This is a genomic window from Candidatus Dependentiae bacterium, assembly GCA_026389065.1.
Taxonomy (GTDB): domain Bacteria; phylum Babelota; class Babeliae; order Babelales; family Chromulinivoraceae; genus JACPFN01.
On sequence record JAPLIP010000033.1, the window covers coordinates 40820 to 58829 of the forward strand.

Genomic DNA, 18010 nt, shown 5'->3' on the forward strand with positions numbered 1-18010 from the left:
GGCTTTTTACAGTCGTTTCATGGTATGGCATCCTTAAATCATATTAAAAGATATTTTTTCTAAGGAGGAAACCATGAAAAAACTATTATTCAGTACACTAATCTTAATGTCAGCGACTAATGCAATTATTGCACCACCTGTTGTTAAACCAGTAGCAGCCGTAGCTCCCGTAGCCGCAGCTCCTGTGGTAGCAGCTTCAGCATCATTAGCTGATCAAATTAAAGCAATCTTAGCACAAATCGCTCCAGGTCTTGTAAAAATTGATTCTAAGGTACAATCTATTAAAGATGCCTTTAGCGCACTTGAAACAGGACTTATAGGCGAAGACAAAAATCCAATTGATCCAAAAATAATGGATCTTAATACAAAAAAAGTATTAGTTGAATCTTGTAATCTTATCGATAAAGCAGTTCAAGGCTTAATCGATGAAATTGATCCTGGTCATTATCCTTATTGGATGATTAAACCAACAAGCATAACAATTATAGATTTATTAGAAATGCAATCAAAAATTGCGACCTATAAAGAATCAATTGAAGGCCAAAGTAATCTGAACATGATTATGAATCCTTTGAAGAAAGCTTCTAAAAAATCCTTAAATTGGGCTTGTGAAAACAAACTAAAAACAGCAGGAATTATTGTAACTGCATGGATACTTCACAAAAATAGAGTTTTCGCAGACGGCATACCCTATGCTTATGAAAATGGGACTAAGGGACTATTTGCTACTGCAAAATTCATCTTTATGCCTATCGAAAAGAAACAAACTTAACCTCGTCCTTCTCTGAAAAATCCCCGGCTGTAATGGCTGGGGATTTTTACATGAAAAAAACAAAATAGCCAAGGGGGCCTTGCAGGCTTTTTCTAGCTATGGCAAACTATTATCATAAAATAAAGAGTAGCAATCTAGTGAAATAAGAATCAAAAATTTAAATTACGAATTATACATTCAAGACTTAGGGGTCTACCGTGAAAAAATTACTAGTTTCTTCTCTTCTACTCTGTACTGGTTTTAGCATATTTAGCGCAATGGCGCCAAATCCTGCTCCACAAGCAGTGCTTGTTCCTATTAAATATATGCCAGCAATTGGCTGCCTAGAACTTTGTGATAAAACTAACTTTAGGGGTGAGTGTACCCGTGGCGTTATCATGCATGCTCTTATGCAAAACCCAGCTCTTCAAGCCGAACTTCAAGCTGTTGTTAAATTTGATGGACAAGGTCCAAATCTTCGCAGCTATCAACAAATTATGGATAATTTAAAAAATTCAACATCATCTGCCGATGCATTAGCAGCCCTTCAAGCCTTTGAGCGAGTTATTATGCACCTGTACGACTTTAGAGCTTATGCATATGGAAGCTACAAGCCAGGTTTAAGTATTTTTGCAACTGGTATAAAGTGGAGCTGGATAAACCCAGCAAACTATTTCAATCCAAAAAACTATATCAGCGATAATGATCCTGAACTACACCAGCTTTTAAGTGAACTTTCAAACGTAGCAAAAGTAACCAGCCTTCATAGCACAATTGAAGGCGAAAGAATGTCTCTTACTGTATATTCATATCGCAACTGGCGTAAAAATCTGACTATTGCATGTACAGCATATTTAATCACAAATCTTTGCGCTCGTGGATGGAATGATTCTGTTTTAAAAGACATTAAATATCATGGTCTGCTAAGTATTCCAAGCGTAACGGTAAAAACAATTAAAGACGCGGCAAGCCTGACAGGCTCTATTTACAGTGGCGGAAAATACGTAGCAGGAAAAGCATGCAAAGTTGCCGCACCAATAATGAATGTTCTTGTTAATGGAGTTGGTAAAAAAGAAGATAAAAAAGAATTAGACCCAAAAGCTTCAAAAAACAAATAACTAAAGCTTGTGCTAGCGAACTTTAAACATCGCTGCGGCAAGCAAACATAAAATTAAGGTGATTATGCCAAAGCGCATGGTCACCTTTGATTCTTTCCAGCCAATCATTTCAAAATGATGATGAATTGGCGCCATTTTCAAAAGCTTCCTTTTAAAAATCTTGATGGAAGCTATTTGAAGTATCACAGACATCGCCTCAAGGACAAATATTCCCCCAGAAATAGGCAACAAAAGCTCTTGTTTTGAAACTATTGCCATCATTGCCAGGGCAGCTCCAAGAGACAAAGAACCAACATCCCCCATAAATATCTGAGCTGGATGAGCATTAAACCACAAAAAGCCTAGCACAGCTCCAAACAAAACACCGCCCACCACAACAGCCTCACTGCAGGCAGCAAAGGGTATCTGTAGATAGCTTGCAAAAGTATAATGCCCAGCTAGATAAGAAACGCCTGAAAAAAAAGCAACATTAAGCAGTAAAACACCGCAGGCTAAGCCATCTAACCCATCGGTTAAATTAACCCCATTACTCGTACCCACTAAAATAAAGATTATCCAAGGTATGAAAAATAGCCCAAGCTCAGGATTTATATGCTTAAGCAATGGTACACAAATCGCCGAGGACGGGTTTTTTAGCCAAACCCAACTTGTTGCTACGCAAAAAGCACAAAGTAGCTGTAATCCCATTTTTAAACGAGCAGAAATGCCACCTTTATACCAAATTTTATACAAATCGTCTAAAAGGCCGATTAGACCGAATAAAATCAAGGTCAAGCTAAATATCCATGCCTCTGGCCTAGATAAATCGCACCACATAAAAAGATTAAACAGTACCACCTGCAAGATAAAAAGGCCTCCCATTGTGGGCGTTAAGCCCTTTTGAGCGTGACTTTCTGGTGTGAATGGCCGAGCGCTATTTTGAAAAAATCTTCTAGAAAAGGCTATAAATCGATCTCCAAGAATAATTGACATGAAAAATGCTGATAAAAGGCCCATAATTGCGCGAAAAGAGACGTAATGCACGATATTTAGGGCAGATACATACGGTTGAATCAAGATAGAAAGATGGTACAGCATAGAGAAAAGTCCTATAAAATAAGGTTTTTATATCTTTCAGCATAGCGTCTCAATCATGAAATTCAACTGATTTTGTAAAATTTACCCCCAGCCTTTTGCCCTAAAAATTCCTTCCTGTAAGATATTAGTATTGCAACTGGAATTGCAACCTTATTGAAATAGATTTAAAACGAAACATAAACCTTGAAAAGGGCTTATTATGAAAAACAGTAAAAAACTATTATTACTTTCAGTGCTTGGGCTTTTAGCCTGTGCGCCAAAAGTATCAGCAGACACAGAGACCGACAGAATAATTAATGAAACTGTCTCAGCAAGTATCAATAACATCAAGGGAATAGACAACGCTGCATTGAAAAAAGCATTGTCTGAGATTAAGTCTCAGCTTACCGCTATCATTGCCGCATCTCCAAATGCTGCTGAATATAAAGAGCTCCAAACGGCTCTAGGAAAATTAAACCCAGAAGCTTTGTTTGCTTCTTTGGCATGTATTCAAACAATTTTGTCAAAGATTCCAAGCGAATCAAAAGATTTAATTTTAACTAAAGTTCCACCAGCATTCCACAAACTTGTTTCTCCAAAGAAATAAGATTTATAAAGTCATTTTCCCAGAGGCTGATCCAACGATCAGCCTCTTTTTTTGTGTCCTTTTTAAAATCAAGTTAATTCAGATCTTTAAAAAATCATGACTTGCCAAAAAACCAATCTGGTAAATTTGTGATAAAACCCACTTTAGGGTATACTTTTTATACATAAACCCCCTTAAAAAGTATGATCATGAATAGTGCAAACCAATCTTTTGATGTAATCGTCGTTGGTGGCGGACATGCTGGCGTTGAAGCCGCATACGCCTCTGCAAAAATGGGCTGCAAAACCCTACTGCTCACTCTTGATAAAAATAAAATTGGCCTCATGCCTTGCAACCCTTCCGTGGGTGGCGTTGGCAAAGGTCATATTGTTTTTGAAATCAGTGCGCTGGGGGGACTTATGCCACAGATGTGCAGCAAGACTTATCTGCAAGCACGAATGCTCAACACAAAGAAAGGCCCTGCGGTTCAAGGACTTCGCTTACAAATTGACAAAGACGCCTACTCTGCCCTTGCAAGCAAAACACTGCAAAGCACACCAAATTTAATTATTTTAGCTGAAATGGTTGATGAGGTAATGGTTGACGAATTTGGATCTGTGCGCGGAATTCGTTGCGAGTCTGGAACCATTTTTGATAGCAAACAAGTGATCTTAACAACGGGTACTTTTTTAAACGGCCTCATTCATGTTGGTGAAAAAAACTATCCAGCTGGTCGTCGCGATGAAAAAGCAGCAACACAACTTTCAAACTTTTTAACAAAATTAAATCTTAGACTTGGACGCCTTAAAACTGGAACTCCTCCAAGACTTTTGACAAGCACCATAGATTTTTCACAGCTTGAAAAACAGGAAACAGAGACGCTTGATAGCTTATTTGAATTTGATCCTATCGAAGTAAAAAACACGCACGATTGCTACATTGCAAGAACAAATGAAAATACTCATCAAATAATTCGCAACAATTTGCACAGATCTGCTATGTACAGTGGGAACATCAAAGGCGTTGGGCCAAGATATTGCCCTTCTGTTGAAGATAAGATTTCTAGATTCACAGATAAAAACAGTCATCACATCTTTGTAGAACCTGAAACAAATGAGTATGTCGAAGCTTACCCGAGTGGTATTTCAACTTCGCTACCAGAAGACGTACAATCTGATTTCATTCATTCAATTGCTGGTTTTGAAAATGCAAAAATTGCCAAGTTTGGCTACGCGGTAGAATATGACTTTGTTCACCCTGATCAGCTCAGCCATGGACTTGAAGTAAAATCAATTCCAGGTCTTTTTCTGGCGGGACAAATTAACGGAACTACCGGATACGAAGAAGCCGCCGGTCAAGGAATTATTGCTGGAATAAACGCTGCATTAAAACACAAACAAGAACCTCCATTTATCCTGGGGCGACATGAAAGCTACATTGGTATCATGATTGACGACCTTGTAACCCTTGGCGTTGATGAGCCTTACAGAATGTTTACATCCCGAGCAGAACATCGATTGATGCTACGACAAGACAATACATTTTTAAGACTCATGCCCAAAGCGTATGACCTTGGACTTATTGAAGAGGATTTATATCAAAGATTTTTAAGCGAGCGATGCGAACTTGAAAAAATGATTGAAGAGATCGATAAAAAATTTAACAATTCAAAAATGGCTGAGTTTTTAAAACTAGAACCAACAGCCCTAGAACTTGCTCAAATACTTGGATACAAAACATCTTCTCGCAACGCTCTTTCAATTTTATCCCATGTAAAATACAAAGATTACATCAAGCGAGAGCTCAGCGAAATTGAAAAAGTTAATAAATATAAAAATTTACCATTGCCACAAGAAGAGCTTATAAAAAGCTGTCCTGGCATTTCTATTGAACTAAAACAAAAATTAATACGCCACAAGCCTGCAACGATTGCTCAGGCTGGACTTATTCCAGGCATCACTCCCGCAGCAATCGCGTTACTTATTTTATTGGCTCGCAAGCCCGAATTGATGAAAAAAAATGATCTATATTAAAAATCTTGAACTGCAATTTGGTAAACAAGTTGTTTTTAACGAAATTAATTGCACAGTAAATAAACAAGATCGCGTAGGGCTTGTTGGTAGAAACGGAACAGGAAAATCAACGCTTCTAAAAATTATCGCTGGTCAAATGGGCGTTGATGGTGGCGAAATCGACATTCAGCGTGGCGCAAAAGTAGCTTACATGCCACAAGAAGTTGTGATCGCTTCAGACAAAAGCGTTGTTGATGAAATGATGGCAACGTTTGAATATCTGTACGATATGGCACAAGAAAAACTAGCCCTTGAAGAAATCATTCACCATAGCCCAACAGCTCAACAGGTAAATCGCTATGCAGAGCTAGAGCACGAACTTATGGAGCACAGCTTTGACTCAAAAAAAGCACAAGCTCAAAAAATTCTAACGGGTCTTGGTTTTGACGATAGAAAACAGGCTCAACTCGTAAACCAGCTCAGCGTTGGTTGGAGAATGCGCGTTGTTCTTGCAAAATTACTTATACAAGAAGCTGATTTTTATCTTTTTGACGAACCAACAAACCACCTTGATCTGTCTACTAAAAATTGGTTCTTACACTTTTTAAAACAAGGTGACTTTGGATACATGCTTGTTTGTCACGATAGACACTTTTTAGAAGAAGCGTGTAATAAAACATTTGAACTTTCACTTGGAAAACTAACTGTTTACCACGGAAACTACACTTTCTATCTTGAACAAAAAAAGATGCGCACCGAAGCTCTTGTACAAGCATATGAACAGCAACAGCGTGAAATAAAACACAAGCAAAGTATCGTTGATCGCTTTAGGGCTAGTGCAACAAAAGCTTCTATGGCTCAAAGTATGATCAAGGCTATTGATAAAATTGAGCGAATAGAGCTTGAACGCAAACCAAAGACTATGTCGCTAAGAACTCAGCCGGTACAAAGATCTGGTCAACAAGTTTTAATTGTAAAAGATGTTTCATACGGATTTGACAGACCTCTTTTTAAAGATGTTTCATTTGAAGTTCAACGTGGGGACAAAGTCGCACTAGTTGCTCCAAACGGAACTGGTAAAACAACGCTTTTCAATTTAATAGCTGGTAAATTAAAACTACAAAAAGGAACCGTTGAATTCGGACACAACGTTGTTTCTGCCCTTTTTGATCAAGATCAAGAACGCGTTTTGGATCCTCACAAAACTATTGTCCAAGAAGTAACGAGCGCTTGTCCGAAAATGACAGAAGCTCAAATTCGAGCAACCCTTGGAGCACTTCTATTTTCTGGCGACGATGTTAAAAAATTAACAAGCGTGCTCAGCGGTGGAGAAAGAAACCGTGTTGCGATGTCTAAGATTATTTTAAGCAATGCAAATCTATTTTTGCTTGATGAACCGACAAACCACCTTGATATTGAATCTAAAGAAGTGATCCTAGAATCTTTACAGGGATTTGAAGGGACAATTCTTTTTGTTTCTCACGATCAATATTTTACAAACAAGCTCGCTACAAAAGTAGTTGAACTTACTGAAACTGGCGTAACCCTTTTCTTTGGAAACTATGAAAGCTATCTAAACACAAAAGAAGCTGTTCAGGGAAATCGAGAAGCCAAAGAAGAAAAAAAATCAAATAGTGGACCGGCTGTAAAATCTGAAAATAAAAAAGATCTATTTCTTATGCAAAAAAAAGCTAAGAACATGAAAAATAAAATTAGCAATTTAGAGCGTCAAATTCCAACGATTTTAGCAAATATTGGAAATGTAGTTTATGGATCTGATGAGTTTAACAAGCTTCAAGACGACTTAAAAAAAGCTCAAACAGACTTAGCTACAACGACTAAAGACTGGGAAGAGCTACAAACGCAAATTGATAAAGGCTAGGCAAAAAACTAAGCGAGGATTCATGTCAATAAATCCAATATTTTTACACATATGGGGCCCGTTATCAATACACGCCTATGGAGTATTTATTGCCCTTGGAACATGTATCTTTGCGATGCTTCTTTTCAACGACGAAAAAACAAAAAAAATAATTTCTACTGATGAATTAGCAACATTCATTCAGCTATTTATACTATCTGGTTATTTTGGCGGAAGAATATGGAGTATGCTTTCAGAGCCAGAACCGATTGATGATTATTTACTTTTATTAAAGTTTTGGGAGCCGGGACTTTCTGTGCTTGGTGGAATTTTGCTAATCGTTATAACCCTATCTACTTATGCATACATAAAAAAAATTCCAATTTTACAACTTGGAGATCGTATCTGCCTATATGCTCCGATCACGCAAGCATTTGGAAGAATAGGATGTTTTTTTGCTGGATGTTGCTATGGAAAAGCTCTTAAGTCTTGGTGGGCGGTAACTTATACACATCCTTGTCATATGGCGCCACTGAATCAATCTTTGCATCCAACTCAACTTTATAGCAGCTTTCTTCTCTTTAGCATCTTTTTATATTTATTTTTCATAGCTCAAAAAAAATTTAAAAAAGATGGTATGATTTTTTGCATATATATTTTATGTGTGAACCTAGAGCGAATAGTTATTGATTTTATTCGAGATGATAGAACTTTTACATCAAAAACTGGGATTTCCTCATTAATTTCTATAAATCAATGGCTTGCTATTTTTGTAAGCATTGGGGCAATTTTATGCATGATATGCATAACAAAGTGGACAAAAAAAACAGATGGATCTATTTAATTTTATAAAACAAAATGTTGATATTGTTTCAGTGATCGGTCAGTACACGAGCTTAAAAAAAGCAGGCTCGATTTACTGGAAAGGTCGCTGCCCTTTTCACCATGAAAATACTCCTTCGTTTAGCGTAAGTCCGCACAAAAATATATTTTACTGCTTTGGTTGCCAGGTAAATGGCGACGTTATTAATTTTATTGAAAAAATAGAACATCTTTCTGCGTTTGAAGCAGCTCAACATTTAGCAGAACGAAACAATCTTGAAATACCAAAAGAAATAAGTAATACCGCTCCACAAGCTGCAGATAAAAGCCACTATAAACTTTGTCAAATAGTTGCCCAATGGTGCAACTCAATGCTTGTGAAACATCCTCAGGCTACGGCGTATCTAAAAAAACGAAATATCTCTCCTGCAACAAGCGCACAGTTCACACTTGGATTTTTTCCATCAGGACCACAAGGGATTAAACAATTAATTTCTCATATTGCTCCTCTTGGATTTTCAAGCAGCGATTTGATGGAGCAACATATTGTATTTCAAGGAAAAACAGGTCTTTACTCACCCTTTGAAGATCGTATTATCTTTCCAATCAGAGACCACCTAGGTCAAACCTGTGGCTTTGGCGGACGAATTTTTTTACCACATGATGAGCGACCAAAATATTACAACTCAATGGAAACTCAACAGTTTAAAAAGGGGAAGTTGCTTTTTGGATTTGATTTAGCAAAACAGGAAATCCATAAACAAAAATCAGCTTTTTTGGTCGAAGGATATACTGATTGCGTTGCAATGCACCAACATGGATATAAAAATGTGGTTGCGACCCTTGGAACTGCCTGCTCAGCTGATCACCTTACGCAGCTCGCTAAGCATGCGCAAACCATGTACCTTTTGTATGATGCTGACGCTGCAGGAAAACAAGCAGTTTTAAGACTTACCTCATCTTGCTGGCAACTGGATCTAGATCTTAAGGTAGTCACACTACCTGCAGGACAGGACCCTGCTTCTATGCTTGAACAAGAGCAAAGCCTAACTCCATACGTTTCAAGCGCTATCGACATTTTCACATTTTTTCTACAAGCTCGAGCTGATGGGTTTGTTCAAGGATCTATGAAAAATAAAATGACTACGCTTCAAGAATTATTTGAGCTTATTTCACAAGTTCCAGACAGCCTCAAGCAAAATATTTTGCTTATGAAAACGGCAGAAACACTTCAGATGCCTTTAGAAATAATAAAAAAAGAGTATACTAACAGATATGACCAAACAGAAAAAGCAAGCCTTATAGAGCAAGAAAGCACTCAAAATTCACTGGTCCAAGATAAGCTTGAAGAACAGATCATATCAACAATAATTTATGATCCAACGGTGCTTACCCAAGACTATGAGACACTGCTTTTAGCATGTCTTTCTCAGGGTGCAACCAACATTGTAAAAAAGATAATTGATCATAGGGAAAAAAGCAAAGCAAGCAATAGTCAGGCACAGAGCTCATACAACATGTCTGAAATTTTAAATGAGCAAGAATTAGAGCAAACTAAAGAGTTGCTGTTTATGGTTGAAAGTGCAAACATAAAACTCACTTTTGAAAACCTTATGCTGCAGTTTCAAAAAAAATATTGGAAATCAATAGCGTCACACATAAAAATAAACATCACTCAAGCAACAAGAGACGGAAATCCAAAAGAAGTACAGCGACTCATGAATGTTTTTGAAAAATTAAAATTAGAACTATGTAAGAAGGGACGTTTATGATCAAGAAAAAAACAAACTCTAAAAAAATAACTAAAATAACGATTAATAACGAAGATAAGCAAAGTATCATCAAAAAGATCGTTGAAGATGGCCAAAAGCATCGTTACATCACCTATGAAACAATCATGGAAATCGGAGAACGCCACAAATTCACCGAAGAAGATACAAACGAACTTTTAAAAGAACTTGATAAAAAAAACGTTGAACTTATTACCCAAGAAGAACTTTTAAGTGGACATGGGGCAACAGATAGCGACGATTTTATCGAGCAAGATGAAAAAACAACACATAAAGCCGCAAGCAAACTTTCTGTAGCTTCTTTACAAGATGAAGAAGAAGAAATAGAAAGCGACGATACAATTAAAGATGATGGCGAAGTTGTAAAAGAAGCTCCTGAAGTTCCACAAATTGCTGACGGTGTGAAATGTTATTTAAGAGACATTGGAAAAATTCCATTGTTAAACAAAAAAACAGAAACCGTTATTGCTGAAAAAATAGCAAGTGGAAAGCGTGAATCAGTTGAAGCGCTATCAAGATTCCCAATGATACACAAAGAAATTTTAATCATTGCAGATCGTATCAACAAAAAAAATATCGCGCTTAAAGATATTATTCAATTTACTGAATTTGATGAAGAAAACTTACCAAAGCTTGAAGAAGAGCGCGCAGCTCTTTTAACAATCATTAGTAAGATCAAAAAATTAATTCTCAATGAATCTGCGATTTATCTAAGCTATCGAGACAAACTTTCTTCGCCTGCAAGCAAAAAAGAAATGTTTGAAAAGATCAAAGAGAATAAAGAAAAAACAAGTGAAGCTATTTTATCTATCAAACTTTCTAATAAACTGATTAGAAAGCTTGGTAAAAAAATAGAAAAGCTTATGAACAAAATCTCTGAGCGTAAGCAGTTTATAAAAACAACCGAAAAGCAGATTGCTGATCTTAAAAAGAAAAAAGGTGTTGATAACACTGAAGATATTCTTGATCTCGAAACACAGCAACGAATTGCTAAAAAAGCGATTAAAAACACTGAAAACGAAATTGGGCTTCCGCACGAAATAACTATCAAATATTATACTATTTTTGCGAAAGGGCAGCTCAAGGATAAGCTTGCAAAAGCGGACTTAGCAAAAGCAAACTTACGACTTGTTGTAAATAATGCTCGAAAATTCATTAACCGCGGACTACACTTCTTAGATCTTATCCAAGAAGGAAACATTGGATTAATGAAAGCCGTAGAAAAGTTTGAATTTGAACGTGGTTACAAATTCTCAACCTATGCAACATGGTGGATCAAACAAGCAATTACTCGCGCTATTGCAGATCAATCTAGAACAATTCGTGTTCCAGTGCATATGGTTGAAACGCTTAATAAAATCAACAAAATTAAGCACATCTTTTTACAAGAACACGGAAGAGAACCGACCCACACCGAACTTGCAAAAAAATTAAACATTGACGAAAAGAAAATCAAAAACATCATTAAAATCTCTAGGGAGCCTATTTCTTTAGAAACACCAATCGGTGATGGAAATGATGCTTCTATCAAAGATTTAATTGTAAGCGAAGATGATTTTTCATTGTCTGACTCTGTTGCAAGCAACGACTTAAAAGAAAAAATCAGAGAAGTTCTAAAAACTCTTACTCCTCGTGAAGAAAAAGTTTTGAAAATGAGATTTGGTATCGATGTTGCATCTGAGCATACTTTAGAAGAAGTTGGTAAAGATTTTTCTGTTACTCGTGAACGTATTCGACAAATTGAAGTGAAAGCTTTGAAAAAATTGAAACATCCATCACGAAGCAAAAAATTGGTAACTTTCTTTGAAAAAGATATGAGCAATTTAGAAATTGAAGAAATTGATGAAGATGACTCAGACGAATAAACAATAGAAAATCGTATAGAAGAATTTAAAGCACCCGCGTAAAAACGGGTGCTTTCTTTTTCAGCAATTGTATTATTTATAAGATTAGATCATACTAAAAATCGTCTGTTTATAGTTTACTGATAAAAAAAGGACGCCGTGACTATCTATACACAAAAATTACTTTTTGATTGTGCTATTTTTCTAGCATCTTTAAGCCTTTGTGCTCTACTTGCATTCATGGAAACAAGTATCACCGCAATTCGATTATTTAAAATAAAAGAATTAGAACGCTCAACCGATAAATACAAAGCATTTTTTGCAACCCTTGAAAGCAAACCTCAATATGTCTTGATGACCATTTTGGTTGCAACAAACATGATGTGCATCACTTCTGCTATTCTTTTGCAAAATATTATTGAAAATATTTTTTCAGATTTCGACCTTCCTCAAGGCCTTGGTTTTACTGTGGGCATTGCCCTTGGAACAATTGTTGTATCGCTCATTGGTGAAATAATTCCAAAAAGTATTGCTCAAGCCAAAACAAATCCTCTTGCATCGTTAGTCTGGCTTGCAAATATTATTTTTTATATCGTATCTCCGCTCACTAACCCGCTTCTTGCAATCTCTCGCTATTTTTCTCGAACAGAATTTGATGCAAGCGAGCATCATGATCAAATCATTTCTGAACAAGAAATTCGCTTTTTAATAAATTATATAGAGAAAAAAGGATTGATGGAGCCTGACAAAACAAGCATGCTTCAAAATATTTTTCGCATGGAAAATACACACGTTAAAGAAATTTTAATCCCAAACAGCAGCATTATCAGCGTTGATATTAACAACGATATCAATATTTTGCTCTCACTGTTTAAAACATATCAGTATTCAAGATTTCCTGTTTTTGAAGGCAACCCAGAAAACATTATCGGCATTGTTTACCAAAAAGATCTATTTTTAAAGCTGCAACTAAATAAAACAGAAGCAAATCTTCGCGACATTATCAAACCAATTATTTTTGTTCCAGACAGCCTTAAAGTCAGCGAGCTGCTCAAAGAATTCAAAAGACAGCACATCCATATGGCTATGGTACTCGATGAGTATGGCAGCACGATTGGACTCGTTACGCTTGAAGATACTCTTGAAGAAATTGTTGGAGACATCACAGATGAGCATGATCCCAATGCGGACATGAGAAAGATCACAACAATTATTCATGATGAGCAGTGGTCTGTGGATGCAACAATTGACCTTGATCGGCTTGAAGATGTTTTACAGGTTCACTTCCAGGTTGAAACAGCAGTGACTCTTGGTGGATTTTTAACGGAACATTCACAGCGTCTTTTAAAAATTGGCGAAAACTTTTTTTATAAAGGATTTTGTTTCACGATAGAAAAAGCAAATGAAAAAAGAGTTCTGCAAGTTTTAATAAATCGCTCAGAGTCGAAAGCTGCTTGCTCTGAAAAACCAAAGTCATAAATAAAAAAGTACGACCCAAAAAAGGAGTATTATGAAGCTCAATTTATTATTGCTGGCATCAGCATTATTTTTCTCACAATTAATTGTGGCCAGCAAATCTGATACAAAAAAAATATCTTTAGAAATCATGGAAGCTTTATCTGATGATATCGCAGAATTGGTCATTGCAAAAAAACAAGAAAAAAACGACCCGGCAAAAACAAAGGCTCACTGCATTAACATCATCAAACACATGGCCAACATCATTGCCTTAATCGTCGAAACGATTAAAGAACGCAAACAAACTCGTTCCATTGTTTTATGGGATCAAAATGATCAAGATCTTTTAATTGAAGAAATTGCCCAAAAGATTCTACAAGAAATTGAGAACGATGAGAAAAAGCTTTAAAGAATTTAATTGATTTTTTCTTTAAGACCAACATGCCTATTTTTGCTTTTCTGTGTATTGCGCTTGCCTATAATTTAACATCTTCCCCAGCAATTAACTTATCTGCAATTTGATCTAGCTCTTCATAAGATCGCTCAAATTCTGGCCCCATTTCCATTCCACCTAAGGTTATAAGCAAATCTCTAAAATCCTGGTCCATCTCTCTACGATACTGCGAATATACAAAATATGACCAATTTCCAATATCGCCAACATCATCCATACCCTGTATTCGTTCTTTTAATTCTTTTCCAAACTGTTCTTTTGTGTACATTATTTTTTATCTTTCATTCAAGGCTGCACCCTCAAGTGTGCGCATGATTTTAGCTTGTGATCTTACAGCGCCACACACTCCACCAACAGCATGTATGACTTTTCCAGGGAGAACAAGATTAGTTCCAAATCTCGCTAAGGCCTCAACTCTTTCAGGGCCTGTAGAGTTTGCCATCTGATCACCAAGCTTATGCAAAGCCTGCGCAACTTCACCAAGCTTATGCAAAGCCTGCGCAACTTCCTCATTTCTTTGATCGCGTTTTAATTTATAGCTTTCAGGTGCCATAGATTCGTCTTCAACGCAGTTTAGGGCAGCTGTTTCAAGGGCAAAGCAGATTGTTTTACCAAGGTCTTTACACGTTTCAATTGGACGGGAAGCCATATGAAGAACATCTGTAGCGCCATAAGCTATTCCATAAACAACGCCTTGCGCGTAAGGCAGTGCAGCCGTAGCTATCTCACGCGACAACCGAAGCACTATCCAATCAACATCCATGAGCTGAGACGCTAATAAAACTTTTTGGTTTTTATTTGCATCGTAAGCGGCATCTGCAAAATCAACAACGTTTGTTTGCAAATTGCTTTGATATGCAAAATTTGCTTGCAAAGTTGCTGCTTGTGACAAAACATCACACACCTCACCATGTAATTGTTGCTGCAAATCGGTGCCAAAAAAAACCTGATAATTATTATAATCAATGTCATGAGCAGCTAAAAAACCAACCGTTTGCGGAGTTAAATAATAAGCTTGATCAAACTGTTTGTAATCTTGCTCAATGGTTGACGACAACGCTTCTTGACGATCTTTCCACTGCTTTTCAAGCCCAAGGGCTGGACAGTTGGCAAGATCGAACTCACACGCTTGATGCTCTTGTTTTATCATCTGCTCATAAAAAACTAACGCCTCTTGTTGCTCTTTGGCTTCTTGCTCAAGAAGTGCATGAGATAATCTTTTTTCTTCTTCTATGGCAAGTTGCTGTTCATCAGTCTTTTGATCACTGAGTAGCCGAAGCTCTATCTCTTTTTTTCTTGCAGCTTCTTGCTGCCTTGCGGCATCTTTATTGTTACGATCAAGAGCTTCTTGCTCTGATTTTTGTTTTGCTTTTTGGATTTTGTTTCGTTTTTTGATTTTCTCTTGGACGACTTTACTATATTTTTCTACCTTGCTCGGTCGCTTCCACCAAGAATTTTTTAAATATATTTGCCATAGTTCTTTAATTGCCTGATCAGACAACCTTAGATCATTGAAACTTTTATGTATAAAATCCTCATATCCAAGTCGCATGGCATGATCAAATTCATAAAATCCCATGTTAAACTTTTCACGGTAGATACTATCTTGCACTTGTATGTAGGCAGCTATTTCAATTTGCTCACGCAGGCTTAAAGCGCGACCTGTAAAGGGTGATTGCATCATCGAATCAAATCTTGAATTCGAATTGTTTTTGCAAGAGTTTTTAGAATCAGAAACTGCAGAAACAGTACTGTGACAATCTGGCTTAGCTTGAACAGACAATGCTGATGAAAATAACATTACAGATATAAAAAATATTTGATTATATCGCATAGGCATGCTTATCAGCCCCCAAAAGAATTAATAACAACCTCGACAGAAAGAAAAAATCCCTAAACCTGTAGGCGCTTTTCAAATGGATTTTCTAGATCTTTTAGAAACCTGCTCAAGCTGTCCATGTCGCCAGAGGTTGAAGATTTACTTGCAAATTTGCTATTTGAAGGCGCATTGCTAAACCATCCAACTTTCATATCATCACCAGTTTTGCGTGGCAGATGAACCACTCTGTCATCTAGTTCGATGTTGTCGCCACTGCGTCCAAGATCAAACGCAGGAAGTTCTGATATTTTTTCTTCCATGTATTCTGCTGCTGACTGTTTTCTATCGCTGTTGAAAAACCAACGAGTGATTGGATCTTTTAAGTTATCAAAAGTTTCTTCTGTTTGCGCAAGTTGATCAATCATAAAATCTGCTGCTGCTCGAGTTTCTGCGCCCATGCCAACGTTAGTTCTTGGCTCAACAACCGTTACTCGCAGCAAAATATAAAGCTGATCTTTGGTAATCAATTTTTTACGAGATGCAAACAAATTACCAATAACTGGTATGCGTTCAAAAAATGGTACTGAGCGTTTTGAAACTGTCGTACTATCACTAATCAGCCCACCCAAAATTAACAAATCTCCATTTTTCATAGAAACGTTTGTATTTAAAGTTCGTACAGTTTGCGTTCCAGAAGCTGCATCATCAACAGACACCCAAGTTTGTAACGTTACACCAATTTGCAAGTTGACAGTATTGTTTTCACTAATAAGTGGTGTAAAAGTTATACTAACTGGTGCTGATTGCTGCTGATAGTTAACCGTAGGGTTAACAGTACCACTTACTGCTCCTGCAAGAGTTTTTGTAACCGTGCTATTTACAGAAGCTTGCTGATTATTTTGAACCATTAAAACAGGACGGGTAAAAACCTTGGATGACTGATGCGTTGAAAGCAGTTGGAAAAATGCCCACACGCCATTGGTTCTTGCTTTGCCACCATTAATCATAAAGACGGTACTTCCATTAACTCCGTCAGCTGCGCCAGATGATCCAGTCAGGCATGGAGAAGCTGGATTTGAAATAGAGGTTGAAGAAGCAGAGTTAGAATAAACACCAGCAGGATTTAAAATATCCGACAAGTCCCCGGTTAAAGTATAAGTATCTGGATTTCCAGTCGCTGAACAAGACGCACCCGTTGCTATAATGTTGTTAATTAAGAGTCCTGCTTGTGCTTGCATGGTGCTTGGAAAAATAGTTGGCTCAAGCCCACGCGTTCTAATTTGCGCTCCGAGCTGCCTAGTAAAAGCTAAGTCCAAATCCATCACCAAAGCTTCAATAATCACTTGTTTTTGCGGAATATCAAGCTGTTTAATTAAAGCATCTATGCGAGTCCAATCCTTAGAAGAGCAAGCAATAATTAATTTATTCCCACCACGCTGAACTACGTTTGGCATAGCCGTCTGAGAAGTATTAGCAGTAGACGTAGCTCCAGCGCTCGCTGTCTGCACGGCAGAACCTGTTGCACTCCCTTGTTTTATTGCTTCAGCGACTACTTTTATTTGTGCATCAAATGCTAAATCTGAAGACAAAGTAGAACTTGATTGCCCACCGCCGCCTCCAGATAAAAAAGCTTTTAAAATTGGCTCAAAAGCTATCGCATTGAGCCATTGCAGATCAACGACATGATAAAAAGATTGTCCGCTCTCAAGCGGAATATCTAAATATTTTTTAATAAATTTTTTGATCTCTTCAATATCTTGGGTTTTACCCATGATCACAATAGAATTTAACGGCCGGGACGACTTAGAATCTTTTGCCTCAAGACTTTCTATACGAACATATTCAGAAAATAATCGAGAACGTTGACCGCTGCTTAGGCTCACAGATGATTTGTTTGGTTTGTTTTTGTCATCAGTAGCTGTAAGTGATTTTAAAATAGCAGCTACCTCTGAAGACTTAACATACTCAAGGGCCATAACGTCTACAGCTTCTTGAAACCCTGATTCATCGAGAATGCTAATAAGCTGCATAACCGTTTTAACCATATCTGATCGATCAGTTAAAATCATAGCGTTTGTAGAATCTTCAAATTTTATATTTTTTAGTGACTCTGCACTCACAATATTTGTTAAAATAGTTGTCAGCTCAGCTTTCTGCTTGGACGCCTGAATGCTATTAAAATAATAAATATATCGAATGCGCTCAACGCTATCAGGCAGCTGATTATAATCAACACCAATGTAAAGCGGTAAAGGCTCATTAAAGGCTTTTGTATTAGTTATTAATGTATAAATTCCGTTGCCACGAAGCACTAAGGTAAATCCAGCTTGCTCTAAAATCATTACTACAAAATCCCAAGCCTGGGTTATGGTTACCAGTCGCCCTGCATCAAATGTAACCGTAGATGTAATAGTTTCTGTTTCTGGATATAAAATATTA

The 18010-nt window shown here is 37.1% G+C and carries 14 protein-coding genes; 10 read left to right on the forward strand and 4 right to left on the reverse strand.

Features of this window, described 5'->3' with window-relative positions:
• Positions 1–73 precede the first annotated feature (73 nt).
• The gene (locus NTU89_01720) at positions 74–772 is read left to right on the forward strand and encodes a hypothetical protein (protein ID MCX5923263.1); all 699 of its coding nucleotides are present in this window, start codon (positions 74–76) and stop codon (positions 770–772) included.
• A gap of 197 nt (positions 773–969) precedes the next feature.
• A complete protein-coding gene (locus NTU89_01725; protein ID MCX5923264.1) occupies positions 970–1869 on the forward strand; it encodes a hypothetical protein in 900 nt (299 codons plus the stop codon).
• Positions 1870–1881: 12 nt separating this feature from the next.
• Here NTU89_01725 and mraY read toward each other — a convergent pair whose 3' ends face one another.
• On the reverse strand, positions 1882–2946 hold the full coding sequence (gene mraY / locus NTU89_01730; GenBank protein MCX5923265.1) for a phospho-N-acetylmuramoyl-pentapeptide-transferase: 1065 nt from the start codon (positions 2944–2946) through the stop codon (positions 1882–1884).
• A gap of 199 nt (positions 2947–3145) precedes the next feature.
• Between mraY and NTU89_01735 the strand changes: the two genes are divergently transcribed.
• The 8 genes from NTU89_01735 (at position 3146) to NTU89_01770 (ending at position 13707) form a co-directional block, all read left to right on the forward strand.
• Positions 3146–3532 carry a hypothetical protein gene (locus NTU89_01735; GenBank protein ID MCX5923266.1) on the forward strand — a complete coding sequence of 129 codons (387 nt, stop codon included), beginning with the start codon at positions 3146–3148 and terminating at the stop codon, positions 3530–3532.
• A 188-nt stretch (positions 3533–3720) separates the two neighbouring features.
• The gene (mnmG, locus tag NTU89_01740; protein MCX5923267.1) at positions 3721–5544 is read left to right on the forward strand and encodes a tRNA uridine-5-carboxymethylaminomethyl(34) synthesis enzyme MnmG; all 1824 of its coding nucleotides are present in this window, start codon (positions 3721–3723) and stop codon (positions 5542–5544) included.
• The gene (locus NTU89_01745) at positions 5531–7405 is read left to right on the forward strand and encodes an ABC-F family ATP-binding cassette domain-containing protein (GenBank protein ID MCX5923268.1); all 1875 of its coding nucleotides are present in this window, start codon (positions 5531–5533) and stop codon (positions 7403–7405) included. Before mnmG ends, NTU89_01745 begins: the two co-directional genes overlap by 14 nt.
• A 22-nt stretch (positions 7406–7427) precedes the next feature.
• A complete protein-coding gene (lgt, locus tag NTU89_01750; GenBank protein ID MCX5923269.1) occupies positions 7428–8228 on the forward strand; it encodes a prolipoprotein diacylglyceryl transferase in 801 nt (266 codons plus the stop codon).
• Positions 8215–9978, forward strand: coding sequence for a DNA primase (gene dnaG, locus NTU89_01755; GenBank protein MCX5923270.1), 1764 nt, complete (start codon positions 8215–8217; stop codon positions 9976–9978). Before lgt ends, dnaG begins: the two co-directional genes overlap by 14 nt.
• On the forward strand, positions 9975–11861 hold the full coding sequence (gene rpoD / locus NTU89_01760) for an RNA polymerase sigma factor RpoD (GenBank protein ID MCX5923271.1): 1887 nt from the start codon (positions 9975–9977) through the stop codon (positions 11859–11861). The genes dnaG and rpoD overlap by 4 nt, the downstream gene beginning before the upstream one ends.
• A gap of 138 nt (positions 11862–11999) precedes the next feature.
• On the forward strand, positions 12000–13319 hold the full coding sequence (locus NTU89_01765; protein MCX5923272.1) for a hemolysin family protein: 1320 nt from the start codon (positions 12000–12002) through the stop codon (positions 13317–13319).
• Positions 13320–13350: 31 nt separating this feature from the next.
• Positions 13351–13707, forward strand: a complete 357-nt coding sequence (locus NTU89_01770) for a hypothetical protein (GenBank protein MCX5923273.1) — start codon at positions 13351–13353, stop codon at positions 13705–13707.
• 67 nt (positions 13708–13774) lie between these two features.
• Here NTU89_01770 and NTU89_01775 read toward each other — a convergent pair whose 3' ends face one another.
• The 3 genes from NTU89_01775 to NTU89_01785 all read right to left on the reverse strand — a co-directional run.
• Positions 13775–14020 carry a hypothetical protein gene (locus tag NTU89_01775; protein ID MCX5923274.1) on the reverse strand — a complete coding sequence of 82 codons (246 nt, stop codon included), beginning with the start codon at positions 14018–14020 and terminating at the stop codon, positions 13775–13777.
• Positions 14021–14026: 6 nt separating this feature from the next.
• Positions 14027–15586, reverse strand: a complete 1560-nt coding sequence (locus tag NTU89_01780) for a hypothetical protein (GenBank protein MCX5923275.1) — start codon at positions 15584–15586, stop codon at positions 14027–14029.
• 59 nt (positions 15587–15645) lie between these two features.
• Positions 15646–18010 (reverse strand): hypothetical protein (locus NTU89_01785; protein MCX5923276.1); only part of this gene is annotated, 2365 nt, incomplete at its 5' end.

Excerpts from the sequence above, each read along its gene's own strand:
- NTU89_01780 (MCX5923275.1), bottom strand. The coding sequence starts at position 15,586 with ATGCGATATAATCAAATATTTTTTATATCTGTAATGTTATTTTCATCA.
- mnmG (MCX5923267.1), top strand. The coding sequence starts at position 3,721 with ATGAATAGTGCAAACCAATCTTTTGATGTAATCGTCGTTGGTGGCGGA.
- NTU89_01745 (MCX5923268.1), top strand. The coding sequence starts at position 5,531 with ATGATCTATATTAAAAATCTTGAACTGCAATTTGGTAAACAAGTTGTT.
- lgt (MCX5923269.1), top strand. The coding sequence starts at position 7,428 with ATGTCAATAAATCCAATATTTTTACACATATGGGGCCCGTTATCAATA.
- mraY (MCX5923265.1), bottom strand. The coding sequence starts at position 2,946 with ATGCTGTACCATCTTTCTATCTTGATTCAACCGTATGTATCTGCCCTA.
- NTU89_01735 (MCX5923266.1), top strand. The coding sequence starts at position 3,146 with ATGAAAAACAGTAAAAAACTATTATTACTTTCAGTGCTTGGGCTTTTA.
- NTU89_01775 (MCX5923274.1), bottom strand. The coding sequence starts at position 14,020 with ATGTACACAAAAGAACAGTTTGGAAAAGAATTAAAAGAACGAATACAG.
- dnaG (MCX5923270.1), top strand. The coding sequence starts at position 8,215 with ATGGATCTATTTAATTTTATAAAACAAAATGTTGATATTGTTTCAGTG.
- rpoD (MCX5923271.1), top strand. The coding sequence starts at position 9,975 with ATGATCAAGAAAAAAACAAACTCTAAAAAAATAACTAAAATAACGATT.
- NTU89_01720 (MCX5923263.1), top strand. The coding sequence starts at position 74 with ATGAAAAAACTATTATTCAGTACACTAATCTTAATGTCAGCGACTAAT.
- NTU89_01770 (MCX5923273.1), top strand. The coding sequence starts at position 13,351 with ATGAAGCTCAATTTATTATTGCTGGCATCAGCATTATTTTTCTCACAA.